Below are 25,058 nucleotides of genomic sequence, written 5' to 3'. Positions count from 1 at the left end.
CATGAACTTTGGTCAATTTGCATTTAATAACGTTAAGCGAAATAGACGTGCCTACTCAGCCTACTTTTTGAGTAGCTCGTTTGCAGTTATGATTTTCTTTGCCTATGCTCTATTCATCTTTCACCCGGAGTTGGCAAAGTCAGACCTAGGGGATCAGGCTAAAATGGGAATGACCGCAGCAGCCTATGTGACCTTTGTCTTCTCATTTTTATTTGTTCTCTATTCGATCAGTGCTTTTTTGAAGATCAGAAACAAAGAGTTTGGGCTCTTGACGATCTTAGGGGCACAACGAACACAGATTAATAAGCTGATTTTCCTAGAAAATATACTAATTGGATTTGCTTCCATTGTGACCGGAATTCTCGGTGGGCTCCTTTTTGCAAAGCTATTTCTCTTATATGGATCTAGTATTGTAGAGACAGAGCTTTCCATTTACCTACCGTTAAAAGCGATGGGCCTCACGATAATGGCTTTCTCCGCTCTCTATATTGTAATCTCCTTTTTGACCCTTTTCTTCATCCGTCAAAAAAAGGTGTTGGAATTATTAATGGGGACAAGCAAGCCGAAGAAAGAGCCGAAAGCACATATTCTGCTCGTTCTTTTATCCATCGTTTTAATCGTTACTGCATACTATTTATTGAGCAAAAGCTTTAATACGGTCCTTTTGGCCCTCACAATAGGGATTATCGGAACGTATCTCTTCTTTACTCAATTTAGTGTGTATGTGATGCGTCTATTGAAAAAAAATCGCTCTTTCTTCTGGAAAGGTACCAGAATGTTATGGATTTCCGAGATGGCTTATAAGATAAAGGATAATGCACGAATGTTTTTCATGATTACGATTGTGACAGCGATGGCTTCTGTGGCAATTGGTCTTGTCCAGTCATTCGATTATGTAGCGAAAAGTTCTTATAAAGAAAATGCCTTTGCTATTACGTTCGATGTTTCAAAAGAGGACAAGAACTGGAAAACAGATATGCAGAAAATTGATCAAAAATTAGAGAGCTCGGGGATTAAGTATGATAAGGTGATTGCTACATTAGATACGATCTCAGTGACTGACCGTAATTTCATGAATGTGACGAATGAATCGAGTTATCGTCAGATAGCTAAGGTGCTTGGACTAAATGCTTCTCATAACTTAAAACCGGAAGAGGCTATCTATATCGCTTCTAAGTCAGATAGACTCGGAATACAGGCAGGACAAAAACTAGAGAAGTATCAGATCGTGGAGCGAGTCGATAAAAGGATTACCGCTTATCTTCCTCTTTTAGTTGTAAATGATGAAGCCTATAAACAGATTCAAGCTAGTCCAGTAAAAGAAAAAGGTCAATCAACAGAGAAGATATCTGTATACTATTCGGTTCCAGCTTGGTCCGGAGCAGAGCCTCCCCGTACAGATTCTGATCAAGTGAAGATTAGTAAAGAGATCCAAAAGTTACAGAAGAATGTTACGGGTCAGGAAGACTCTATTTCCACTCGAGCGGGTGGTTATATCGAATTCAAACATTCAACTAGTTTGCTTAGTTTTATCTGTGTCTTTATCGCAGCTGTATTCTCTCTTGCCACTGCCAGCTTCCTGTATTTCAAGCTATATACCGATCTAAATCAAGATCAGCAGATCTATCATATGCTTTCCAAAGTTGGTCTAAGCACGAAGGCAATGAGACGGACCTGTACGATCCAAATTGCGATGCTGTTTTTCATCCCACTCATCGTTGCAGGATTAGAAGCTTTGATAGCTCTACAAATTTTAAATAAAGAGATACTTGGGCATCTTTCTTTATGGGAAATGCTTACACCTTCCTTAATCAGTATATCTGGATTCTTCGTTGTCCAGTTCATCTATTTCCTTATCGTTCGAATACTATATCTGAAGCAACTAGATAAGGTTATGGTAAAATCCGGAAAGTAAGCGTAATAGGGTTGTCTGAAATACATTCAGCACAACCCTATTTATTTTGTTTATATAACAATTAAAAAAGGCAACTCCTATGAGATCACCTTATGAAACTTGTATTCCATATCGCCATCCAAAGTTGCTGGTGTATCGCCCGTCTGCCTAAAGTCATGAGTATAAATTTCTACAAATGGGCCAAAGTCCGTCTGCTTATAAAATTCATAGCAAGGGAATCCATCATGCTCTCCTGTCATTTCAACTGTGCCATCCTTTTTAACATATACCGTTAATAAATAGTCAACGGGAGGTACATCGTGCAATGGGTTTCCAGCGCTTGCCGTCATCTGGAAATGAACACCCTCTTCTTCACATATCGGATTGATATACTTAATCTTTTCAGTGCTTGCTCTCCCTTTTCTATAATGAAAAGAGCCATCTGGATGAATTAATCTTTCTGCGGTGATACCTGTACTCTCATGTGAGAAAATCTCTCTCTTTTCAAAATCCACGACTACTTCTTGTTCGATTCTAGAACGAAACATTCCCCCAGCGTAAGGTGTAAACTCTCGGGAATCGCCTTCAAATTGAACCATATTTTCTGTCTCACCATCTGGTCTCGGTTCCGTCCAAGACATAGGAATAAATACACTTGCTCTTATTTTAACAATGTTAGCCATATAAAAAGCCTCCATTTATTCTCAGTTTTCAGTTCATATGTAGTCAACTTGATTGACTACATATGACATAGTACACTTATTAACACATTTAGTCAACCTAATAGACTAACTGGATAAGGAGGCTTCTACATGAGCGATTCGGATCTTGTATCCCTATTGTCCACATCTTTTCAGACCCTAATCGATAAATTACACGAGAGACTATCGGAGCTAGGATTTCATGATATCCGGCCTGTACATGGATACATGATTAAATATATCGCATTGCACGATGGGGCTACAGGAATCGAACTAGCGGACCATCTAGGGATTACCAAGCAAGCGGTGAGCAAAATAGTCGATTATCTAGAGGAAAATGATTATATACAGCGAAAACCTCATCCAACCGACAAACGAGGAAAAATCGTTGTTTTAACCGAACGTGGTCGAATCGTCATGGAAGCAAAAGAAAACATCCTGAACGAGATCGAACAACATTTGATCGATAACATAGGCGCTAAGCGACTGCAAATGATAAAAGATGATCTAGCAAGTGTCATTCGTAAAACATAGTCAAAGAACTTCTCCCTAAAAAGGAAGAAGTTCTTTGCTCTATTTTCTCTGACGGTCTGCATAAACTCCCATTGCCTCGCGCATAAACATAGCTAATCCTTCACCAAATCGATCAATGTTTTTCGTAAATCGCTTATCCGATACATACATCTCTCCTAAGGATCGAAATGCTTCTGGTGTATAGTTGCCAAAGCTCTGTAGCAGATCATACCACTTCGCAATAGCCGATTGTGCCTCTTCCGAATCTGGGGACATATGCCGTATACTTGCTAGAGAGAAATAGAGATCATTCATCTCTTTTTGTATCTTTGGACCCATCTGAGCCACTTTTTCATTGGACCGATTCACCGCTTCATCTCCCCAACGTTCCCTTGCTTCTCGTTCATATGGATTCGAACGAAAATCAAATCCCTCAAACTTTTCTTCTGTTGTCATTTGAATCTCCCCTTTATCGTGTTGAATCGTCTTCTCCACAGTTTGGATCATTTTATCTAGACGGTTCCGTTTTTCTAATAATGTTTGGTGATGCATTTGCAGTGCTTCCTGTCGATCAAATGTGGGACTATGAACGATTTCTTTGATCGTTTGCAAGGAGAAACCTAACTCTTTAAAAAATAAAATTTGCTGGAGCAACTCTAAGTTTTCATTAGAGTATAGGCGGTAACCTGATTCCGTGGTCTCATCTGGAACAAGCAATCCAATTTCATCATAATGATGGAGAGTGCGCACACTCACTCCCACTAAGTCAGCTACTTCTTTCACTTTCATGAATGATGCTCCTTTCTGTTTCCAACTATAAAGTATTACGTAGCGAGAGAGTCAACACGCATTCGATTGGAAATAATACTTGATAATTAAGAAGAAAAGGGGGAAAAAGATGAATCGGAAGTGGGTATTGGGGATTATGTTATGTATTTTATCTGGAGTACTCATCTGGTCTGGGATTCAACCCGTTCAAAAATCACTCTGGTTTTATGAATCAGGACCATCCGTACTCCTAGTTCTCGCCTTACTTATTACATACCGTCGTTTTCCGCTTACTACTTTGACCTACACGATTACATTTATCTCGTGCATCATTATGATGATCGGCGCTCACTATACGTATGCAGAAGTACCGTTTTTTGAAAAAATAACGGAAACATTTCATTTTTCAAGGAATCATTTTGATCGCTTTGGACACTTTTTCTTTGGGGTGAATGTTGCCGCTTTTTTGAGAGAGATTTCCATACGGACCAGCAAGATTAAGGGGAAGAAGCTGTTCCCCATCTGGGTACTCAGTATCACATTAGCTCTCAGTGCGGCATATGAACTATTGGAACTACTCTTTGGGTCTCTGTTTACCGAAAATGTGCAAGAATTTATGGGGTATCAAGGGGATATATTTGACTCTCATTGGGATATGGTGATGGCTCTTTTGGGAGGAATAGCATTGTTATTGTTAAGTAAATGGCATGACCGACAAATTGAGTCGGTCACGGGTAAAATGGCTGGAAGAGATGATTAGGCATTTCGGGTACTAATCCTTCTTTTGCCGCTCTTCCTAGCAATGCTTCAATTGCCTGATATCCCTCTATACCTAGATTCGCACTAAACTCATTTACATATAGATTGATATGAGCCTTCGCAACCTCTAGATCCATCTCTTGAGCCAACTGAAGGATGTACTCTCGCGAAGCTTCCGGGTGCTCCCATGCATACTGAACCGATTGCTGAATGGTAGAAGCAATCCCTTTTATGTCTAAATCACGACGTGCAATAATGGCTCCCAGCGGAATCGAAAGCCCTGTATCCTCTTCCCACCATTCACCAAGATCCTTTACTAATTGTAGACCAAATGTCGGGTACGTAAAGCGTGCCTCATGAATCACCAAGCCAGCATCAACTGCCCCATCCCGCACAGCAGGCATGATCTCATGAAAAGGCATAACTACAATCTCGCCTACTCCACCTGGAACATGTTCAGCAACCCATAATCGAAACAGTAAATAAGCCGTCGATCTCTCACTCGGAACTGCTACTCGTTTGCCTGATAATGAGCTACTTCCTTCTTCCTTTTGCCCATTTACCAGTACCAAAGGACCACAACCTCTACCTAACGCTCCACCACATGGCAACAAGGCATATTCATGTCGGACCCATGGCAGAGCCGCACAGGAGATTTTTAACACATCATACATAGTAGACTCAGACGCCCAAGTATTCGTTTTATCAATATCAGCATACGTAACATCCAGTTTTGGGGCTCCTGCAATTAAGCCATGCACCCAAGCATGAAAGATAAATGTATCATTTGGACAAGAAGAAAATACCATTTTCATCGACTATAGCACCTCTTTACATTTTGCAAACGCTTCTTCTAACATCCATAAAGCATCCTTTAATTTCCACGCATTACGATCACGAGGACCCACTAAGTTGGAAATCGTACGAATCTCACACACAGGGATATTCATCTTTCGCGCCGCTGTAGCGATCCCAAAACCCTCCATCGCTTCCGCTCGCGCCTCCGGAAATTCTCCTGCTAACCGTTTGGCAGTCTCTGCTGTACCCGTTGTCGTATTCAGGGTAATGATCGGACCCATCGAAACTGGAGCTTCAGCCTGCATGAGCGTTTGGTAGATCCGTTTCGTCATCTTCTCTTCTACTTCTATCGATCCCGAGCCAAATCCTAATTCATCGATGGAGATAAATCCGTTTGGTGACTCTGCTCCCAAATCGCCTGATCGTATTTGATCAGCGACAACGATATGACCCACCTCAGCTCGTCCAACAAATCCACCCGCCACTCCTGCGATGATCACGAGATCAAATGGATTCTCACTCTTTACCAATTCAAGTGTCGTTTGAACGGCTGATGTGACAGGTCCCACTCCCGCAGCGATCACTTTCACTCTCTCATTTTCTCGTCCGATCCCGCGAAGAACAGCTTCTCTCTCTACTTCTACAGCGGTTACGATCAAAATTCGTGGTGTGTGCATCCCTGACAATCTCCTTCATTTTTTATTCTCTCTACCATACCATAAATAGGATTTCATTTTTTCAAGAATACACGACTAAAGCCCCCTGCTATCACATAGTAGGGGGGCTAGTTGTAATGAAACGACTCATTTATCAGAACCTGTATATACGATTGTGACCTTGAGCTAGTTCCGTTGGCCGGTTTACTTCTATCTCTGTTGGGCGAGCCACTTCTATCTCTTTGGTTTTCTTCCAAAACGCACTACATCCATCAATGCCTATAAGTGATTCAGTGATGTTAAATTTATTTCGGAAATCATGCACTGCTTGTTGGCACATAGGTACGGTGTAATCGTCAATGATAACATATCCACCCACAGACACCTTATGATATAAATTCACAAGAGCATCTGTTGTAGAAGAGTACATATCGCCGTCTAATCTTGCTATCGCGATTTTTTCAATTGGCGCTACAGGTAATGTATCTTTAAACCAACCCTTTAAAAAGGTGACTTGACTATCTAGTAAATCGTACTTTTTAAAATTCTCCATTACTTCTTCCACGGAAACTCTTAAAAAGTCTACTTCATGAAGTGTTAGACCCGCATCACCCGGATACTGTGGATCAGGGGCAGGTAATCCTTCAAACGAATCAGCAACCCAGATTTTCCTATCTGTAATTCCATGAGATTTCAAAAAACCTCTCATAAAAATACAGGATCCACCCCGCCAAACTCCTGTTTCTACAAAATCGCCCTCAATATTTTCATTCATTACAGCATTCATACATTGATGTAGAAAATTCATACGCTCCCTGCCAGTCATACTATGAGCAATAGGAGGCCAGTCTAAACCTCTTTGTCTATTTTCCTTTGTAGGAGAGATAGGAGCATTTTTTGCTATATCAAGAAATTGTACATATCTATGTTCATGCTCAAGATAGATCTCAAAAAGAATTGCCTTTTTTAACAGTTCTAGATATAATTCTCTGCTCGCTTGCTCTGTACTAACAGACATACTTAAAAAACCCCTCTCACTCATGATAGATAATAAATATGCGGGAAAATATACCGATAGTACTGGCAACGGCTATAGCTATAGAATCATAGAGCTAGCTAAGCCATTCCCGTTAACGAAAGACGAGGGAACCAATCCTCCCAACATGCTTGGTAATCAGGATGTAAATTTGTGAAGTGTTGATAATGACGAATATAAGCCGCTAAGTATGAAAATGAAGAAGAATGTGGTCCTATAAACAAAGGAGCTTTGGTACATACCAACCAGTTTACCAACGCCTGTTGCTCTAAGTGCAACTCATCAAACTCTTTCTGTAATTCTGGGTTTTCTTTAAAAATAACGTCTTTATTTACAGACGCTAAACTAGGATTTATTTCTCTCAACTTATCTATTAGAAAATCATACTCGTTAGTCTGTATTCCAGAAGAAACATAGATAGCAGATATGTTTTTAGTACAAGAGAAAAAGTTCATAACATGATCAAATTGACCTTGTCGAATTACTTCTAATTCAGGTTCTCCTATATCTTCAAATGACAATAAATCTCTTTCGATGCGCAAATGGGTAGCAGTCCATAGAGGATAACAAGACATTGAATCAATGATAAAATTGGACAACCTCATTACTTGCTTGGTCCAAGGAATCATATTTGCAAATAATAGACCTAATTCTTTTGATTCCTCTTGAGTCATTGTGCGTCTAAGAATTCGATTACAGGTAATGAGTGAATCCGAATCGAGTATACGGACTTCTTCTGCCCGTTTCACGTTAATCTTTTTATCCTTAAGTATTTCTGATAAACATTCTACATCTATGAATGAGTCCACTTGAATCGGTTTAAAGGAAGGTTGGACTGTTAAATCAGGAGAATTTCTTGTTTGAACATCACTTAAAATAAGACAAACTTCTACTCCTTGATTCTGATAAAATAACGCTTCCCCTATTGCTCTAAAAATAGCCATCAGTTGATTGCAAAGCCCTTCGTTTCCCTGAATTGAATATTGGACATACAGCATCAATAAATCTCCCCTCTTAAGTAAAAAACTTGTTAGTAATCTTATTCCATTTTAAGTAAGCTTATTCCATACGCATACTTAAACCCCCTACTATGTACAATGTAGGGGGTTTGGCCAAGCTTGATCCGTTTCTCCATTGGAAAATCAGATCTCTAACTCACCCAATCTCACTAGATCAACGACAGCCTGAGAGCGACCTTTTACATTGAGCTTTTGCATGACGTTACTGATGCGTAACCTTTGCAAACTATTGCTCACAGAAAACTGGATTGATCACATTTGAGAAACTGGAGTATATCCACTTCTTACTGATTTGGTCCCCAACCATCATGCTCACCTTTGATGGTCATATGACCTCTACAACCGCGCTCCGACTCACAGCTAAGACCAAATTGATAGTTACCATTTAGCTCTCTTGTGATCACTTTCGTATCTCTACCCACTTCGCCTTCCTCGATTTTCTTACCATCCTTATCGGCGATGAAGTACTTGAGCTTGTTTCTGAAACCGAATCCATCACTGTCCACTTTCACCGTATAGTTATCTTTTCTGAGGAAAACATTTTCCGTATGCTCTTTTTGCCCTTGCCCAATCTCAATCCATTTATCCCATTGGTCGGTCGGAGTTAACGTCATAGCACCTTTACATCCACGATCCTCTCCACAACGAAGACCTAATGTATATCGTCCACGATCCTTGAACGTCTTAGATACAGTAGTGGAACTTCCTCTCTGAATCTTCCCTTCTGCAACCTTCACACCATTACTTTCAATGAAATATTCAACCTCCGAGCGGAAGGAGTCATTTTTCACTTTTAAATCATACTCCCCGCCTCTCATAAAGACCTGTTCCGTATGCTCTTTCTCATTCATACCAAGCTCTGTACCGATCGGATCAGCAGCCAATACCATGCTACCCATAGAAGATACTGCTAATGCAAATGCAAACGTTACTGAAAGCTTTTTCAACATATCATGTTCACTCTCCATATATAAATTTACACTAGTTAAGATTCTATAAAAATTCAGAATATCCTTCTTTTGTGGTGAAAATATGTTTTTAATGTTGTTTTAAGTTTATATTAAGGACATTCAAAGCGATATACTATATCAACCTCTAGATTTGGATGGAGAATAACGACTTCCACTAATGTCTTAAACACATGTAATAAGCTCTGACCCTGTTCCTCCATTGTATCAAATGCTTCTTGGACTCTTCTAACCTCCCTAATTCGATGGTTTTCTTGTTGAAATAAGTTGATCTGTTTTTGTAAATAGTGGGCGTTTCGATCCAACTCGATCCGCTTCGCTTCAAACTCATCTTTCGTGATGAATTGATCCAAATATAGATCAAGTAATTGCTGGCTTTTGGTCTGTACAGATTGGAAAGATTTTTCGAATTCCCTTCTCTTTTTTTCATAGTCACTAGATGGATAGTGTACAAAATGTAACTCCAGTAATCTCCCCTTTTCGATCAATCGATTCCTTATAAAACTCTTCATTTCTTCGTATGTGATGGGCTTATGATTCACACAACCAGTAGATCCAATCCTTCTATATCTCGAGCATTTTAAGTATCGATAATAATTTTTTTCACCTGTACTAAGAACCTTATGTGATTGAAGAATAACCATACTAGAACCACACATACCACACTTTAAAATACTACGTAGATCGTTCCATGGAGTAAACTTCCTCTTGTCCTTGTTCGTAAGATTGGGATTTGCTTGTTCCCATTCCTCCCGCGTAATAATCGCTGGATGTTGTTCGCGAAACCATATCCATTGTTCAGGAGTGTTTCGAATCTGCTTTTTACGCCCACTTACTTTTATACTTGTATACTGATTTAAAATAAAATCCCCGCAATAGATGGGGTTCCCAATTAATCTCTGTATAGACGTCATCTGCCATTGATTCCCCTGCTTAGATGGAATCCCCAGGAAGTTGAGCTCCTTGGTAATTCTCTTAAATCCCCAGCCTTGGTTGTACCAACGAAATATCATCTGGGCGACTTTTGCCTCTTCCTCTAGAATCTGCAACTTCCCATCTATTCGAACAAATCCATATGGAATTCTCCCAATATGCTCGCCTCTACGAACTTTTGCTGCTAAAGCGGCGGATACCCCAGCCGATAACGTTCGACTATATTGAGCCGAAAAAAGAGACCATAATTCAAATGCCATATCATTTTTACCAGCTTTGTGTGAGTCATATCCTTCTTCAACTGAGATAATCCGGACATGATGGGCGATAAATACCTCCCGAATTTCAAGGGAATCCTTAAGATCCCTCGCCAAACGACTAATGGATTTAAAGATCACCATATCAATCTCTTTCTTCTTAGCTTGCTGTAAGATTTGCTGGATTGCAGGACGTTCTAAGAAAAAGGTTCCACTAATCCCATGGTCTTTATAAATACAATTCTCATCCCATTCAAATCCTTGCCTTTCTAACCAGTTACGACATATATCAATCTGGTTTTCAACCGATGAAATTTGCTCATCTTTCTCTGTGGACACCCGAACATACACAGCAATCTTCTTACTCACTGTCTCTAGTCACCTTCTTTTGGTCGGTGTACTCCCTCATCACAGAGTCATATTTGGAGCCTACCCGTTGATTCGATTCATCTGGTGAGAAGAATGGCGAGAAGGCTTCTTGAAATGCTTGAAAAATATCTTTCGTTCCATATGTTTCGTTGCCCCATTTCGGCCTGTACTTCTTCAAGTTCATCACCCCTGTATTTCAAGCTATGCAGAAAGTACAGGGATACAAGCCTATTTTTAAGCAAACAATGATTACATTTGTCAGATGACGGGTACTCTTTCCATATGATAAATTATAAGTAAATACAGGCGATAACAAGTATAGGAGCGGTAAGAATGGATAAGAATACAGGTTGGGGGATGCTTCTCCCTGGTTTTATATTATTAGGTTTGGGTATCGGAATGGCACTGGGGAATACAGGAGCGGGAGTTCTTATCGGGGTAGGCGTGGGTTTCATCTCTACAGCCATTATCCAAGGCATGAGATCTAAATAGAGCGGTAAATCTTTGCAAGATAAAAGCCAAGCTTGAGTGTCGTTCAAGCTTGGCTTTTCATAATGCCTATAAAAAGAAGAAGTAAATAATCGCTGCCAGTACAATTCGATAGATAGCAAAGGGCACCAGCTTAATCTTATTAATCAACTTTAAGAAAAAGCGAATCGAAATTAACGCGAAGATAAACGCACTAATAAAACCGACAATGAAAAATGGGAGAGCATCCATGGTAAAGGAATCCCAATGTTTCACAAGAGAAAGCGCACTTGCTCCAAACATCACAGGAACCGCCATAATAAAAGTAAAGTCTGCTGCTGCACGGTGGCCAAGTCCCAGCAATACTCCACCTGACATCGTCGATCCTGAACGAGAGAAGCCAGGCCATAGAGCAATACATTGAAATAATCCAATCCCAATCGCATGCTTGTATGTAATTTGATCCACTGTTTTCACTTTCGGTCTACTTGGACGAAACCAATCCGCGGCTAGCATCAGAATCGCTCCTGCTATTAAGCCAATGACAACAGTTTTAGCAGTAAATAGATGCTCATCAATATAACCATTAAATAAGAAGCCTAGTATTGCCGCTGGCATCATTCCCACAATCACATGTTTTAAACTGAGCTTATATCCCTGCTCGGCATCTTCTGAGCGATCTTTTTTCAAACCAAGCAAATTGAAAAATCTCTCCTTAAATACGATGACTACCGCTAAAATAGAACCTAACTGAATCACCACTTTAAACGTGTTTGCCACTTCAGGAGAAAATAGTTTTTTTGATTGAAAAATCATATCATCAACAAGAATCATGTGTCCTGTGGATGATACAGGTGCAAACTCCGTTAATCCTTCTACGATTCCTAGTACAAACGCTACAAAAATATCCCACAAATTCAAGCTCACCTTTCTAATCAAGAAATGATAGAATCATATACTCTATATGTAAGACAACCAATAAGACTATATTGATACATATTTCATGCTATGTCACCTAAAAATTGTGAAAGATAGGTGTCATGACATGGTAATATGAAAGAATGTGGAAATGGAGGCCCGCATGAAATTGATTGATTTATCACTTGATTTAGCTAAAACTACACCACCCATTCTATCTTCCCTCGACCCCATGTACCATTTCTTCACTCTATCTTCTGAAGAGAATACGGAAGAAGTTCGGCAAAAGCTCTATCATTTAGTACGTGAGGGAGTGTTAGATGACCCTGGACACAAGTCGGGTGACTTTGAAACGTATGAGGATTTTATAAAGAACATCTATCTCCATCATTACTGGAAACATAGAGAAACAACCTTTCTCGCATCCCATAACGGCAAATGGATTGGATTAACCACACTCTCCATCCATGGGCATAAGGGTCATAATGGTTTAACTGTTGTCACGAAAGAGTATCGAGGCACTGGAATCGCGACTGTGTTAAAACAAAAAATGATCCTCATTTGCTTAGAGAAAGGCATTCAATCTATCACCACTCATGTTGCTAGTACAAATAATCCTATGCTTGCTATCAACTGTAAATTAGGTTTTACTGAACCTTCTTAGTCACAAGGCATACATGATTGTTTGTTATGATGCTTTTTAGTATTTGTTGCATGATCGTCTATTCTCTCACCTGTGCAAATGCTTTGCGAACATCTGCTTCTGCTCGTTTCACAATTTGAATCCGTTCTTCTAGAAATTCATCAAAAGGAAACCCACCTGTTCCAAATTTCACATTGGTATCTTGCTTACGAATATATCTCGTGACAAGTCCTTGGTGTACATAGCGGTAAATTCTCATATACTTGTATATTTCCATGAGAAGATCCAATTCCTCTCGATTCGTGCCATTCGTCTTTTTATACTGTTGGATGAATTTTTCTTTTAAGGATGGGAGTCGCTTTGTTTGTATGATTTTGAGTCTTTCAATTGGCTCTAGATAATCCATCAATTCATTCGTAGTATCTAGATAGCGGTCATCGGCACTACCAATCCCAATATCCAAAAGAATGATATTAGCCAGATGAACACCACTCGGGGCATTTAACATCTTCCCCTGTATCTCAATAGGGAAGAAATACTCTCGAAAATACTTGATAAAAAAGACTGGGTCGACAGATTGATGAACGTGTTTATTCTCATCAATTAGTTTTTTAATACATTCCAGAATAATTGATAAACTTTCACCCTCATTCATCTGTTCATTCGTTGTTTGTAACCGAATCAGATGATCGACAGCTGGCATGAGTGCTTCATCCGAACGTTGGTGTTGGCGAATAAATCCAATCTCACTCTCATGACCTGTAAAGGTCCGCAAAGCTTTCTCTGAATTATGGGTTGCATACGAACAGTAAGTATCCCTTGGCACCACGCCTGTTGTGGGTGATAAAAAGCAAAGTGAATCATAGATAGAGCCTAGTTTTTCCACCGGGATCCCCGCACGTAAACAACTAACTAAATATATTCCTAAATCCCCCATACTACGGATCCTAGCCTCAAATGGGGCGTAAAAGGCAATGGTATGAATGGTATGAAAATCTGGAAATAAGGTAAGCCCTTTCGCAACCAGCTCGAATTCGTCATTCATATTATGCTTTGGTAACATTTCTACTACATAATGACTAAACTCCCCTAAAGGGAACAGAGGATCTACTGCTATCGATAAATTCGCTCCACTCATTGGGGTAACCTCCCTTTACATACTGTATTATTAGTACATGTTTATGTAAGAGAATCTTATTTTATGGCAACTATCAGTGACGCTCAAGAAGTTATGGGCAATTCCGCTTTTTCTCAAAAGGTACGGAAGGAAACCACTGAACCATATAGAGAATAATGGAGATATCATTCATGAACCAGTTGTAACCGACATCGTCGAAGTCAAAGGCATAGCTCTGGTTTCATAGTGTACTTACCTCCATAGAAATATGATCCAAGATACATAAATTTAAAAATACTTTGTCATAAAGATTATTTGTCTTATTTTGCAGAGGGTACACATGACGTTGGAGATGTGGTTGCGTACGGTTTTCTCACTGATGAAGAGCTGCCCAGCTATTTCTTTGGTAGTTTTATCTTGTACGAGCAGTTCGAAAACTTCCCTCTCCCGATTCGTCAACAAGGGTTTGCCTTTTTGATTAGTCAATTGGTTGCCACCCTTCCTTGTTCGAGCACTAACAACACGAGGGTCAGGGATTCAGTCAAAGTATAGTATGAACGAGCTTACGATTGAGTGAAGCACGGATGAAAAAATAGGCGGGTCTTTCTGACTTACCCTCAAATGCAAGCCATTTCATCTATGCACTGCCATCGTATGCAGAAGACTTGGGTGAAGTGAAAGGAGAATGTAAAAAAACAAACTCATGGAAGAGTTTGCTTGTTCTAATTAGAAATAATCAATCATATAACTATGTGTTTCAGGAACTAAGCTCTCAAGCACTGCAACCGCCTCTGGGGGACCTTGAATCAATCCTAACTCAAACATCTCATGCGGACGTTTATATCCAAACAAGACCGCTGACAGTGTGTTAATGGATAGTTGAACACAGCCTTCTTCCTCGTCACATGAATCCTTTGCTTGTACTTCCTTATTTCCAATCACAAATGTACGTTCATTCCACGGTGCGAAAGGATCCGTTATCTGCAATTTTACTTCTTTTCCTTGCGCCACATCCCATCGAAACGGACAGTAAGCAAGAAATTTCTCCACATCCACAATCCGCACCATACCATACGGTTTTATCTCCGTACGAACACAAGGATCTTTTAGTAAGTATAGGAGTGGATCTCTCGAATGAGTATGAATCTCGATCTCCTTCACCATTGAATCATGTTGGCAAACGAAATTCCATAACCCTCTCCTAGCCTCCTCCGTTAATACTACTAGCTCCTCCACAACGAACTTTCCGTTTTCGATACCGTAAAGTATGTATCCCTGTGGTACCTTTTGTTCGTCGTAATAAAGCGCAATTGTACCTTCATCGTACTCCTGAAGCCATCGATCTGTATGGCGGACAAGCTTCCCTGAAAACTGTAAGGCATACTGATGATAGACTTGTTCAATTTCCGCATGATGCTCTTCTTTGGTGAAGCGTCGAATCGTTCCTTCTGCTGGGACAAGTGGCTGAAGATCATGCTTCGTCAATTTAATCGACAACAGATTGCAGAGAAGCTCCCATCCATATCGACGATAGAAATCTACTTGAAAAGGATGAAGAACCGAGACAGTCATCCCTCTTTCTTTCATTTCTTTCAGACAATGAATCAGCATATCGCGCACATAACCTTTGCGACGATATTCGGGATACGTCGCTATCCCTGCAATGCCACCCATCTCAATGATTTGCTGATGATACGTAATCTGAAAGGAGATGAGATGTGCTTTCGCAACGATTTCTTGTGTATATTCATCCTCAATGGCATAGATAGAATGGTATTTTCGATACTGCTCCATTCTCTCTTCTATCTCATCATCTGCAACTTTATATTGAAATGCGTATTCTGATAGTTTCAAAGCATCTCGATATCGATCTTCGGTAACTTCAAACACGTTATTTGACATAGGATCCTCCATTGATATGTATTACTTTCATTTTATTGTAAATTATTTATTAAAATGAAAGAGATGATTATTGGTATATATAAAAAAATATAACATTCTGTCTCTATACCCTTTTTCTACTAGAGTGAATCCTATATACTAGATATATTCTTTTTTAAAACATAAGAAACCAGTACTTTTAAGTCGCTAGAGTTAGATAACTATCATAGAAAGCCCGGAACACGTATCGGACCACAGCTCAAATAGTAAGCCTGCGAGGGATGTGAAAAGCAAGTCCGCTTCAAAGATAGTTTTACTAGAAAGGGGCTTATCTATATGAAAACCATTAATCGTGAAACTTGGAAACGCGCGAAGCATTTTGATTATTTTCGTAAGCTGGACATGCCACATTTCTGTACGACGGCAAATGTGGACATTACCCGTTTTCGTGTGTGGTGTAAGGAAAATGGTTTCCCATTCTTTTTAACCATTACCTATCTAGCTAGTCGAGTAGCGAATGAGATTCCGGAATTCCGTTATCGAATTCGTGGGGAAGAAGTAATTGAACACGAAGTGGCGCATCCATCTTATACCATCATGACAGATGAAGGTGTATACGATTATTTAACCGCCCCACATCACCCGGATCTAGCTACCTTTATTAAAGTAGCTCATGAATTGACAGAGAGAGCAAAGAAACAAGTGCGTCTAACAGACGGAGTCGGTCGGGATGATGTACTCTACTTCACCAGCATGCCTTGGGTCTCATTCACCAGTTTCATGAACCCGATCTCCCTATCTCCCGTTGACAGCATCCCTCGAATCGCTTGGGGCAAATACTTTGAAGAAAACGGACTCGTCAAAATGCCCCTATCCGTCCAAGCACACCACGCCCTCATGGACGGTGCACATATCGGGCAATACTTCTTACTATTTCAAGAGTACCTAGATAATATGAACTCCTGCGTTACGAAAAACACCTATCTATTCAACAGATAATGTCAACCTCTCTCGCAGGCTCATTATTTGAACAGGACTGTTAATTAAGCAACGTCTGAGCCGACTAAAGGCACTGCGAAGGAATTTGAGTCCACTTTTTAGCATAGTCTTCGTAGCAAAGGTGTTTCGTGGCAATGTCTGAGCGTTCTTTGCAGGGTTTTGCCACTGAGAGGGTGAATGCGGCATTCCTCATCCCTTGCAACTCACTCTTGGTGCAGGACTGTTATTAATCGATAGCGGAACAGACTAGGGGCTATGTATCGGACCACCGCGATGTTAGTAAGCCTACCTAGCATAGTTATTCGAAGCAAGGTTGTTTTGTGGCAATGTCTGAGCGTTCTTTGCGAGTTTTGCCACTTAACCGAAGCGAAGAATAACGAAGCGGCCTTGCTTTTCCACATCCTCGCAGGCTTACTATTTTGAGCTGTGGTCCGATACATAGCCCCGGTCTCTCTCCAATATCTAGCTAACAACATCCAAACCCTTCCCACATCTACAACTCTATCTTCATAATCTCCTCCGACGTAACCGACAACGACACTAACCCATCCGCAGTCACCACATACGTATTCTCAATCCCAATTACACCTTGTTCCGGGAACGTAAATTTCGGCTCAATCGCAATCACCATCCCCTCTTCCAACGGCTGACTAAAGCCTTTCGCTAAAATAGGCAACTCATCTAACTCAATTCCAACCCCATGTCCTAAGAACTTAGCCTGATCTGCACCATAACCCATAAAATAGTCAGATAATCCAGCATCCTTAGCCATCTCTAACGAAGTTGCATATAAATCTTGCCAGCGGGCACCCGGCTTACCCTGCTCCTCCACCTTCCGTAAAATCGAGCGTGCCACCTCGTATGCCTCCAGGATCGGATCTGATAATTCCCCTATGACCGCTATACGGGTTTGATCCACCATATAACCCTCTACAATCATGCTCACATCAATCAAAATCGGCTCGTTTGCCTTTATTTCACGAAAACTAGCTCCCTGTGGAGACGCTGTGCTCACACCAAGTCCCCCTGCTGGTCCATCAAAATAAGTAGGTGTAGAAGCAGAAGCACCTGAAGCAACCATTCCCAAAGCTAGCTCCTGATTAAATCCACGCATACGCCATAAATTGATATTTCCTTGTAAACGAAACTCGTACTCAATCCTCGCCACTAACTCTAACTCCGTCATACCTATCTGTAGCCATGAAGAAACTTTCTTCAATGTATCGTCTAAGATTTGTGCTGCCTGCTTAATTTGAGTTAACTCATACGCAGATTTCACACTACGAATATGGCGAATCGCAAACGAGACATCCACCATTTCTGCTTCGCTAAACAATTTTTGATAAAAATGAGCTGTTGCATAAGGCAAAACATCCAACTCGAATCCAATTTTATGTATCGAACCATACCGCTCTGTTAACACAGCCCCTAGCTCTCTCAATCTCCCCAACGGCTGAACCTCAACATGTGCTTCAAACTCAGCCCGATCAACACTCTTCTTCACATATAGAACAGGTTCCCCAGACTTAGGTATATAACAAAGAGCATTTTGCATCGTTCCCGTAAAATAATACAAATCCACATTTTGCGCTAACAACACGCCATCAATCTCGTGCTCCTGAAGATAACTTTGTAAACGATGAATACGTTGTTCAATCTCAGACTTAGGTACAAGCGGAAGTGTATGCATAATCTAATTCTCCTTTATAAATAAAATCATCAATGAAAACAAAATATAAACTAGTGGTTCTCTTGCCCTCGATCATCCAATATCCCTAATCAACAGCGCTCACAATCAAATCCATTCTCTCCCCCTTGCATATTTCTCCCTCATTCATCAAACCCTACTTACTAACCATGTTAAAAGAGCGGAGTGTATCACAAATGCTAACCATCATCTTCATCATCATTGGACTCATTCTCATTTTAACAACCCTAATACGCATAGCACAGAAAAAACGAGCAACTTTATCAGCTATTTCTAAGCCTGAAATTCCGGAAGGAACAAAACCCGTCATTATGATCATCATCGATTCTTTAATGGACGCACCCCTGCAGGATACCATTCATGTAGATAAAGCTCCCGCGCTCCAGTTTTTAATTCAAAACGGCACCTACTATCCGCGCATTGTCTCATCTTTCCCTACGATGTCTGTCGTCATTGACAGTACGTTACTGACGGGTTCCATGCCGAGTCAACACGGAATCTATGGACTCTGCTATTACGATGAAAACACGAAGCAATTCTGGAACTTTGGAACTGGGGCAAAAGAATCGATTGCGTTTGGCGTAAAACGGGTTTTGACAGCAAGTATGATGATGTTTAATCAACGACTGCTGAGCAAAGAAGTACGAACCATTCATGAAGAAATCCCATATGATACCGCTTCCATAAACGCCGTTGTCTATCGAGGAAACACGGAACATCAGATTCACTCCCCATTGTTTGCTTGGATACTTGGGCTTCTTCCGAGGAAAGTACGGACTATGGCTCCTACAATCTTTTCATTTGGTTCCATGCATCCCATCTCGTCTCGTAGTGAACCGGGTGGAGCAATCGCTCGATTTGGTATGAATGATCGATTTACAGCCATGGAAATGCAATCCTTAATCCAAACAGGACGTGTTCCCATCTATTCCGTTCTTTATTTTCCGGGAAATGACGACCAAGTTCATCAACATGGAATTGCTACGATTAAAGGAATTGAAAAAGCAGACTCAGAAATCCAGACTATCTTAAATACATTTCCTACATGGGAGGAAGCAATCTCTCGTTATACCTGGATCGTCCTTGGGGATAGCGGTCAAACGAATACTCTGCCTAGTTCCCAGAGTGCCTATATTCATATAGACACAACGCTTTCCCATTATCCAATCAAGCCTCCCAATCTAGATAAACCTCGTGAGAGTGATCAGATCGTCCTAGCCGTCAATGAACGTATGGCTTATGTACATATCATTGATCCGTCACTTTCTAAGGTAGACATCGCAACAACCTTGCAATCCAATCCAGACCTTGATTTGGTCGTTTGGAAAGAAGAAAATACGTACCAAGTTATAAGCGGCACTCTCCCAGGGAAGCTCCAGTTCGAAAAAGAAGGACCTTATCTAGATGAATACGGACAATCTTGGCAAATAAGCGGGGATCTTTCTCTTCTTGATATCACCTTATCAGAAGATCAGACCACCATTCAATACAACGCTTATCCCGATCCCTTCTATCGATTAGTAAGCGCTCTACACATCTCCGAAAATGCGATCATCGTAACGGCTACAACGGGCTGTGAAATCGTCTATGGAAGCTCCCCCACACATAAAGGTGCCTCCCACGGCTCCCTTCACCATCTGGACTCCCTCGTACCTATGATCGTAGCCGGTACAACCGAATCACCACGCCACAATCGAATCGTTGACCTAAAAGAATGGATGATTCGCCTTACGAAAGCAAATTGACTATTTTATCATCCCTTTCATCACAATTCACAGCGCTTGTATCCACGAAATGATTGCTCAATCTCGTAACCTGCTTGGAATAGTGCTGATTCTTGGCCATTCGCGGTAATAAATTGGATGGAAATAGGCATTCCGTCCTGATCTTCTCCGACTGGGATGACAAGGGAAGGGAGAGCAAAAGTATTCGCATATGCTACGTATGGCATATATTGAAGAAATGTCTTTCTGATCGAAAAAATCTCCCGATATACTTCACCATGGTTTGGAGCTGCTGAATGATAAACAGGGAGAACTAAGATTTTCTTCTGTAGGAATTGATGTACTTCTTGTCTAGCTTTTTGCAAATCCTTTTTTAGTTGGTTCCATTCTGCAGGATTTGGTTTAAATAACTGCATACCCATTAACGCCCATGTTAGATATGGATGCAACGGGGTTTCTACTCCGAACACACTGCTGGCATATTGCTTATAGATCGTGAGCCATTTCCCATTCGCGATCAGCTCGACTACCGTCTTTCCACCATCATACGACATGATCTTCTGCCACCACAAAGCCGCTTTCCCTAGATGGAGGACTGGTTCGAGATGAACTGTGTTATGTAGCTTTAGATGTGCTCGGAGCTCGTCAATCAAAGAGATAGTAGTTTGTGACATCGGAAAAGTGGTTGAGAGTTGCGGGGCAATGTATTCGAATTTATCTAGCTCCATTTGAGTTATTGGGTGATCTGCAATGATACTATGAATCAACTCTGTGTCTTTTACTGATTTAGCTAGTGCTCCCAAGCCTATCATGGAAGATTGAGTCGTTTCTTCAAAAAGTGGATAGTGCCCTAACGGATTTACTTGATTTTGACCCGATTTAAATCCAACGACACCGTTAAAATGAGCTGGAAATCGAATAGACCCTCCTATATCCGCCCCAATTCCAACTGCGGCCCCACCAACCGCAATTAGAGCAGCTTCTCCTCCCGTAGAACCACCTACTGTCCTCGTTAGATTCCAAGGATTATTCGTACGTCCATATAAAGCGTTATCCGTTTCTTGACATAGGCAGAGCGAGGGTGTATTTGTCTTTGCCAAAATGATAGCCCCTTCTTGGCGTAACTTTTTCACCATTTCTGCATCTTCCCCATCGATCTCATTTTTTCGAAAAGGGAGGCCTCCAGTTGTCCTCATTCCTGTGACGGAGAAACACTCTTTCATACTAATTGGAACTCCAAATAATTTCCCCTGTGCCGTCCCATCTGCAATCGCTTGATCACATGCCTTCGCTTCTTTCCTAGCCTCATCAAAACGATCCTCAACCACAGCATTTATTTTAGAATTAACCTGTTGAATGCGTTGAATATAGATATTCGTTGCGCCTTGTGAGGAGATCTCACGATGTCTTATTTTTTTTGCTAATGTAGATGCGTCGAGTGAAAGAATATCTAACAAATAAAACAACCTCCTATAGAATAAAAAAGAATATATTTATCAACTGTCATTCTATAGTACCAAAACATTCTGCCTACTTTATATAATTCACTACCAAGAATAAGACAAGCAAATCGAAACATAGAAATGATACAGATTCTCTACGAATTGGAAGGAGAAATAAAATGAAAAACCAAACCCTCCATCAACGAACCTTTTTCCATCTCTCCTCTATTAATCTGGAGAACACATACCCCTTACTAGATAACAAAATCATTGCTTGGATGGACTTAAAACAAGACCCTTATTATTCATTCATCCCACCAGATCAGATAGAATTGTACGTCGAAACATCCATCGCTTGTGGACGAAACGCCGCACAGCCGTACCTACACATCCGATCGTATGCCGATTGGATCAACCTCTTACTCAAACATAAAATCAAAGTTAGTTTCCTCTCAGAACCAGAACATGACCGCTGGATAAGAGCCCAATACACCCCCAAATCAAAAACCATCCAAATATATCGTTCTTCTATCGAACAACTCCACTCCTTTTTCCTTGCTATGGATTATTCGATCTATAAAGAAGATCTGATAATTTTACATCTCGCCCATGAATTTTACCATTATCTGGAGGAAAACTACAAAATGAGAGCCGACCTCCAAGTACCTAAGGTGATCGTCAAGAGATGGGGCCCTTTTGTATGGAAGAAAACGATTTCCAGAACAAGAGAGATTGCTGCACATACCTTTACACAAACGATATTCGGAATTCCTTGGTCCCCTTACCATCTAGATATCTTTTTACAAGAACATCACAAAGGTACCAGTAAACCGGATTTACGCCTTCTTTTCCATAGATGGAGACAAGAGCATAGTGAACATCAACCATAGTGTAAAACCATATATTTCTTTTTGGTCTTTTTTAGTCAATTTTGGTATACTGACATGTAAGTAACTAAGTAATTAACTTATAAAAAAGAAGTGTACGGATCTATGATTCCATTTGTACAAACAAAATTATTGAAACCATTATATAAATGGGGGAGGTGAGCTTTTATGAATCGTTGTATTTGTCCTAAATTTGAAGCAGCCATTGAAGTCCTAGCTAAAAAATGGACAGGCCTCATTATCCGTGTCCTAATGGACAAAACATGTCGTTTCCGAGATATTCGTGAGCAAATCCCCCAAATGAGTGAAAGAATGCTTGCAGAAAGACTAAAAGAACTGGAAGCACAAGGAATTTTGGTTCGGAATGTGTATCCAGAAACACCTGTGCGTGTAGAATATGAGCTATCCGATAAAGGACGCTCCATAGAACCCATTCTCGATGAGATTCAACACTGGGCCGAGCGCCACCTGTGAATAATATCTTGATCTACGGGAAACCTAACTTTGGGCAATCTCTATGTGGAGGCGGAAATTATGTCAGCTCCTTATCTATGTCCGAAGTGTGGTACCAACCGAAGTCGTTTTAATGTAATTGAACAGATTCCTCAATCCGTTCGACTCGATATGCATACAGGTGAGATCATTGAATATATCTCACAGTCTGATCCCATACAAGTTCAATATCATGGGGATCGATATCGAGTTCAATGTGGAGTATGTGGTCTCATCGAAACGGAAGAAATGTTCCTCCGATTCGCAGAAAGCCACCCATTGTCCACATAAAAACACCCCTATCGATACACTTTTTCTTGTTGAAATTGTGTCGGTGGGGGTGTTTTGTTTTGGTAAAATCAAGATTAGCCTAAAAATCAGCACTACTTTTCTATATAATAGAACTGTAAAGCAACGGACAGACATATGATGGAAATAAAAGAGGGATATATGATGAAAGCTTTTAAAGACTCAATCTTACATTTAATCACGGAAACATCCACAAACTTACCACCGGACGTTCGCCGTGCAATCCAATCCGCAACCAATCGCGAAGATGCAGGCACTCGTTCTGCACTTGCTCTAGGCACAATCACCGATAACATTCGCACAGCAGAAGAAAATGTTTCTCCTATTTGCCAAGATACAGGAATGCCAACCTTTATCTTGCACGTACCCGTAGGAGCAAATCAAATCGAGATGACTCAAGCGATTCATGAAGCAATCACCATCGCCACCAAACAAGGGAAACTACGCCCTAATTCTGTAGATTCCTTAACAGGTGAAAACACAGGCGATAATCTGGGTCATGGGACACCTGTTATCCATTTTCATCAATGGGAAAAAGATGAAATCGATGCTCGTCTCATTTTGAAAGGGGGCGGCTGTGAAAATAAAAACATTCAATACAGCCTACCTTGCGAACTAGAAGGACTCGGTCGTGCCGGACGAGACCTCGACGGCATCCGAAAATGCATTCTTCATGCTGTTTATCAAGCTCAAGGCCAAGGATGTAGTGCTGGTTTTATCGGCGTTGGTGTCGGCGGAGATCGTACGACTGGTTATGAATTAGCAAAGGATCAACTTTTCCGCTCGGTTGACGATCAAAATCCAAATGCTTCTTTAGCAGAACTAGAAACTTATATCGTAGAAAAAGCAAACACATTGGGTATTGGGACGATGGGCTTTGGAGGCAATACAACTCTTCTCGGTTGCAAAATTGGGTCCATGAATCGTCTTCCCGCTAGTTTCTTTGTTTCGGTTGCCTATAACTGCTGGGCGTTTCGGCGTCAAGGTGCCCTAATCCATCCAGAAACAGGGGAAATCATCGATTGGATCTATCGCGACACTGCCACAAAAGAAGCAGAAGAAGCTCCAGTCAAACCAGAGAAAAAAGAAGCCTCTCCAACAAATAATCGTGAAGTCGTTCTCACTACGCCGATTTCAGAGGAGCAAATCCGGGATCTAAAGGTGGGCGATGTCGTCATCATAAATGGCCTCATTCATACTGGTCGTGATGCGCTACATAAACATCTAATGGATCACGACTCACCAGCCGACCTTACTGATGGAGTAATCTATCACTGCGGACCTGTCATGCTAAAAGATGAAAGCGGAACGTGGCACGTAAAAGCTGCAGGCCCGACAACCAGTATCCGTGAAGAGCCGTATCAAGCAGATATCATCAAGAAATTTGGGATTCGTGCGGTGATTGGGAAAGGCGGCATGGGACCTAGAACGTTGGCTGGTCTAAAGGAACATGGAGCTGTATATCTCAATGCCATTGGTGGAGCCGCCCAGTACTATGCACATAGTGTAAAACAAGTGGAAGGCGTAGACTTTATGGAATTCGGCATTCCAGAAGCAATGTGGCATTTACAGGTAGAAGGATTTGCCGCGATTGTAACGATGGATTCACACGGCAACAGCCTGCATGCGGATGTGGATAAAACTTCCTTGGAAAAATTATCCTTATTTAAGGATCCGGTGTTTAAGTAAGAAAGGTTTGTGGAAAAGACAGGAGAAGTCGAACGCTCCCCTTTTTTCACATCATAGCGTTCGAAAGATAATATCGTATGTTAGCACTTTTTTGTATTTCATCTAAAATC

General features: G+C 40.9%; 25 protein-coding genes and 3 pseudogenes. 11 read left to right on the top strand and 17 right to left on the bottom strand.

Annotation, left to right across the window (positions count from 1 at the left end; genetic code table 11):
• Position 1 precedes the first annotated feature (1 nt).
• On the top strand, positions 2-1,915 hold the full coding sequence (locus tag J2Z48_RS06620; protein ID WP_307252010.1) for an ABC transporter permease: 1,914 nt from the start codon (positions 2-4) through the stop codon (positions 1,913-1,915).
• 77 nt (positions 1,916-1,992) lie between these two features.
• Here J2Z48_RS06620 and J2Z48_RS06615 read toward each other — a convergent pair whose 3' ends face one another.
• Positions 1,993-2,577, bottom strand: a complete 585-nt coding sequence (locus J2Z48_RS06615; RefSeq protein ID WP_307252007.1) for a DUF3238 domain-containing protein — start codon at positions 2,575-2,577, stop codon at positions 1,993-1,995.
• A 129-nt stretch (positions 2,578-2,706) separates the two neighbouring features.
• On the opposite strand from J2Z48_RS06615, the gene J2Z48_RS06610 reads away from it, so the two are divergent.
• Positions 2,707-3,129: a MarR family winged helix-turn-helix transcriptional regulator gene (locus J2Z48_RS06610; protein ID WP_307252004.1), complete on the top strand. Its 423-nt coding sequence runs from the start codon at positions 2,707-2,709 to the stop codon at positions 3,127-3,129.
• Between the two features lie 39 nt (positions 3,130-3,168).
• Here J2Z48_RS06610 and J2Z48_RS06605 read toward each other — a convergent pair whose 3' ends face one another.
• On the bottom strand, positions 3,169-3,897 hold the full coding sequence (locus J2Z48_RS06605) for a MerR family transcriptional regulator (protein ID WP_307252001.1): 729 nt from the start codon (positions 3,895-3,897) through the stop codon (positions 3,169-3,171).
• Positions 3,898-4,006: 109 nt separating this feature from the next.
• On the opposite strand from J2Z48_RS06605, the gene J2Z48_RS06600 reads away from it, so the two are divergent.
• Positions 4,007-4,636: a DUF2238 domain-containing protein gene (locus J2Z48_RS06600; protein WP_307251999.1), complete on the top strand. Its 630-nt coding sequence runs from the start codon at positions 4,007-4,009 to the stop codon at positions 4,634-4,636.
• Here the strand turns inward: J2Z48_RS06600 and J2Z48_RS06595 are convergent.
• From J2Z48_RS06595 to J2Z48_RS06560, 8 genes and pseudogenes are all read right to left on the bottom strand, one after another.
• Complete coding sequence (locus tag J2Z48_RS06595; protein WP_307251995.1) at positions 4,605-5,450, bottom strand: 1,4-dihydroxy-6-naphtoate synthase; 846 nt, start codon at positions 5,448-5,450, stop codon at positions 4,605-4,607. The two genes, J2Z48_RS06600 and J2Z48_RS06595, sit on opposite strands and share 32 nt — an antisense overlap.
• 3 nt (positions 5,451-5,453) lie before the next feature.
• Complete coding sequence (locus J2Z48_RS06590; RefSeq protein ID WP_307251993.1) at positions 5,454-6,110, bottom strand: futalosine hydrolase; 657 nt, start codon at positions 6,108-6,110, stop codon at positions 5,454-5,456.
• A 226-nt stretch (positions 6,111-6,336) separates the two neighbouring features.
• A pseudogene (locus J2Z48_RS06585) lies at positions 6,337-7,107 on the bottom strand (TylF/MycF family methyltransferase); the annotation flags it as partial.
• 98 nt (positions 7,108-7,205) lie between these two features.
• Complete coding sequence (locus tag J2Z48_RS06580) at positions 7,206-8,123, bottom strand: O-fucosyltransferase family protein (RefSeq protein WP_307251990.1); 918 nt, start codon at positions 8,121-8,123, stop codon at positions 7,206-7,208.
• 144 nt (positions 8,124-8,267) lie between these two features.
• A pseudogene (locus tag J2Z48_RS06575) lies at positions 8,268-8,363 on the bottom strand (helix-turn-helix domain-containing protein); the annotation flags it as partial.
• Positions 8,364-8,428: 65 nt separating this feature from the next.
• A complete protein-coding gene (locus J2Z48_RS06570) occupies positions 8,429-9,094 on the bottom strand; it encodes a hypothetical protein (RefSeq protein ID WP_307251987.1) in 666 nt (221 codons plus the stop codon).
• Positions 9,095-9,204: 110 nt separating this feature from the next.
• Complete coding sequence (locus J2Z48_RS06565) at positions 9,205-10,671, bottom strand: recombinase family protein (protein ID WP_307251985.1); 1,467 nt, start codon at positions 10,669-10,671, stop codon at positions 9,205-9,207.
• Positions 10,664-10,849 (bottom strand): hypothetical protein, encoded by a 186-nt coding sequence (locus tag J2Z48_RS06560; RefSeq protein WP_307251983.1) that lies wholly within the window; start codon positions 10,847-10,849, stop codon positions 10,664-10,666. The genes J2Z48_RS06565 and J2Z48_RS06560 overlap by 8 nt, the downstream gene beginning before the upstream one ends.
• A 155-nt stretch (positions 10,850-11,004) precedes the next feature.
• Between J2Z48_RS06560 and J2Z48_RS06555 the strand changes: the two genes are divergently transcribed.
• Positions 11,005-11,163, top strand: coding sequence for a hypothetical protein (locus J2Z48_RS06555; protein ID WP_307251981.1), 159 nt, complete (start codon positions 11,005-11,007; stop codon positions 11,161-11,163).
• 66 nt (positions 11,164-11,229) lie between these two features.
• Here the strand turns inward: J2Z48_RS06555 and J2Z48_RS06550 are convergent, their stop codons facing one another.
• Positions 11,230-12,060 (bottom strand): undecaprenyl-diphosphate phosphatase, encoded by an 831-nt coding sequence (locus J2Z48_RS06550; protein WP_307251979.1) that lies wholly within the window; start codon positions 12,058-12,060, stop codon positions 11,230-11,232.
• Positions 12,061-12,220: 160 nt separating this feature from the next.
• Between J2Z48_RS06550 and J2Z48_RS06545 the strand changes: the two genes are divergently transcribed.
• Positions 12,221-12,721: a GNAT family N-acetyltransferase gene (locus J2Z48_RS06545; protein WP_307251977.1), complete on the top strand. Its 501-nt coding sequence runs from the start codon at positions 12,221-12,223 to the stop codon at positions 12,719-12,721.
• A 58-nt stretch (positions 12,722-12,779) separates the two neighbouring features.
• Here J2Z48_RS06545 and J2Z48_RS06540 read toward each other — a convergent pair whose 3' ends face one another.
• The 4 genes and pseudogenes from J2Z48_RS06540 to J2Z48_RS06525 form a co-directional block, all read right to left on the bottom strand.
• Positions 12,780-13,838 carry a monodechloroaminopyrrolnitrin synthase PrnB family protein gene (locus J2Z48_RS06540; protein WP_307251975.1) on the bottom strand — a complete coding sequence of 353 codons (1,059 nt, stop codon included), beginning with the start codon at positions 13,836-13,838 and terminating at the stop codon, positions 12,780-12,782.
• Positions 13,839-13,944: 106 nt separating this feature from the next.
• Positions 13,945-14,046: pseudogene (locus tag J2Z48_RS06535) on the bottom strand (phosphotransferase enzyme family protein); the annotation flags it as partial.
• Positions 14,047-14,105: 59 nt separating this feature from the next.
• Positions 14,106-14,303 carry a helix-turn-helix domain-containing protein gene (locus tag J2Z48_RS06530; RefSeq protein ID WP_307251973.1) on the bottom strand — a complete coding sequence of 66 codons (198 nt, stop codon included), beginning with the start codon at positions 14,301-14,303 and terminating at the stop codon, positions 14,106-14,108.
• Positions 14,304-14,543: 240 nt separating this feature from the next.
• Positions 14,544-15,719 (bottom strand): GNAT family N-acetyltransferase, encoded by a 1,176-nt coding sequence (locus tag J2Z48_RS06525; protein ID WP_307251971.1) that lies wholly within the window; start codon positions 15,717-15,719, stop codon positions 14,544-14,546.
• A gap of 315 nt (positions 15,720-16,034) precedes the next feature.
• On the opposite strand from J2Z48_RS06525, the gene J2Z48_RS06520 reads away from it, so the two are divergent.
• Positions 16,035-16,697 (top strand): CatA-like O-acetyltransferase, encoded by a 663-nt coding sequence (locus tag J2Z48_RS06520; protein ID WP_307251969.1) that lies wholly within the window; start codon positions 16,035-16,037, stop codon positions 16,695-16,697.
• Positions 16,698-17,190: 493 nt separating this feature from the next.
• Here the strand turns inward: J2Z48_RS06520 and J2Z48_RS06515 are convergent, their stop codons facing one another.
• On the bottom strand, positions 17,191-18,387 hold the full coding sequence (locus J2Z48_RS06515) for a M24 family metallopeptidase (protein WP_307251967.1): 1,197 nt from the start codon (positions 18,385-18,387) through the stop codon (positions 17,191-17,193).
• Between the two features lie 194 nt (positions 18,388-18,581).
• On the opposite strand from J2Z48_RS06515, the gene J2Z48_RS06510 reads away from it, so the two are divergent.
• A complete protein-coding gene (locus tag J2Z48_RS06510) occupies positions 18,582-20,150 on the top strand; it encodes an alkaline phosphatase family protein (RefSeq protein WP_307251965.1) in 1,569 nt (522 codons plus the stop codon).
• Between the two features lie 20 nt (positions 20,151-20,170).
• On the opposite strand, the gene J2Z48_RS06505 is transcribed toward J2Z48_RS06510, so the two are convergent.
• Positions 20,171-21,586: an amidase gene (locus J2Z48_RS06505; protein ID WP_307251964.1), complete on the bottom strand. Its 1,416-nt coding sequence runs from the start codon at positions 21,584-21,586 to the stop codon at positions 20,171-20,173.
• Between the two features lie 164 nt (positions 21,587-21,750).
• Between J2Z48_RS06505 and J2Z48_RS06500 the strand changes: the two genes are divergently transcribed.
• The 4 genes from J2Z48_RS06500 to J2Z48_RS06485 all read left to right on the top strand — a co-directional run bounded on the left by J2Z48_RS06500 (position 21,751) and on the right by J2Z48_RS06485 (position 24,948).
• On the top strand, positions 21,751-22,461 hold the full coding sequence (locus J2Z48_RS06500; protein WP_307251962.1) for a hypothetical protein: 711 nt from the start codon (positions 21,751-21,753) through the stop codon (positions 22,459-22,461).
• A 165-nt stretch (positions 22,462-22,626) separates the two neighbouring features.
• On the top strand, positions 22,627-22,932 hold the full coding sequence (locus J2Z48_RS06495; RefSeq protein WP_307251959.1) for a winged helix-turn-helix transcriptional regulator: 306 nt from the start codon (positions 22,627-22,629) through the stop codon (positions 22,930-22,932).
• Between the two features lie 60 nt (positions 22,933-22,992).
• Positions 22,993-23,241 carry a DNA alkylation repair protein gene (locus tag J2Z48_RS06490; RefSeq protein WP_072335347.1) on the top strand — a complete coding sequence of 83 codons (249 nt, stop codon included), beginning with the start codon at positions 22,993-22,995 and terminating at the stop codon, positions 23,239-23,241.
• Positions 23,242-23,403: 162 nt separating this feature from the next.
• A complete protein-coding gene (locus tag J2Z48_RS06485; RefSeq protein WP_307252266.1) occupies positions 23,404-24,948 on the top strand; it encodes a fumarate hydratase in 1,545 nt (514 codons plus the stop codon).
• The last annotated feature ends 110 nt before the right edge of the window (positions 24,949-25,058 follow it).

The organism is Croceifilum oryzae (assembly GCF_030814315.1).
Classification (GTDB): Bacteria; Bacillota; Bacilli; order Thermoactinomycetales; family Thermoactinomycetaceae; genus Baia; species Baia oryzae.
The sequence above is the reverse complement of the archived record's forward strand: the minus strand, read 5'-3'. Positions and strand labels throughout refer to the sequence as shown.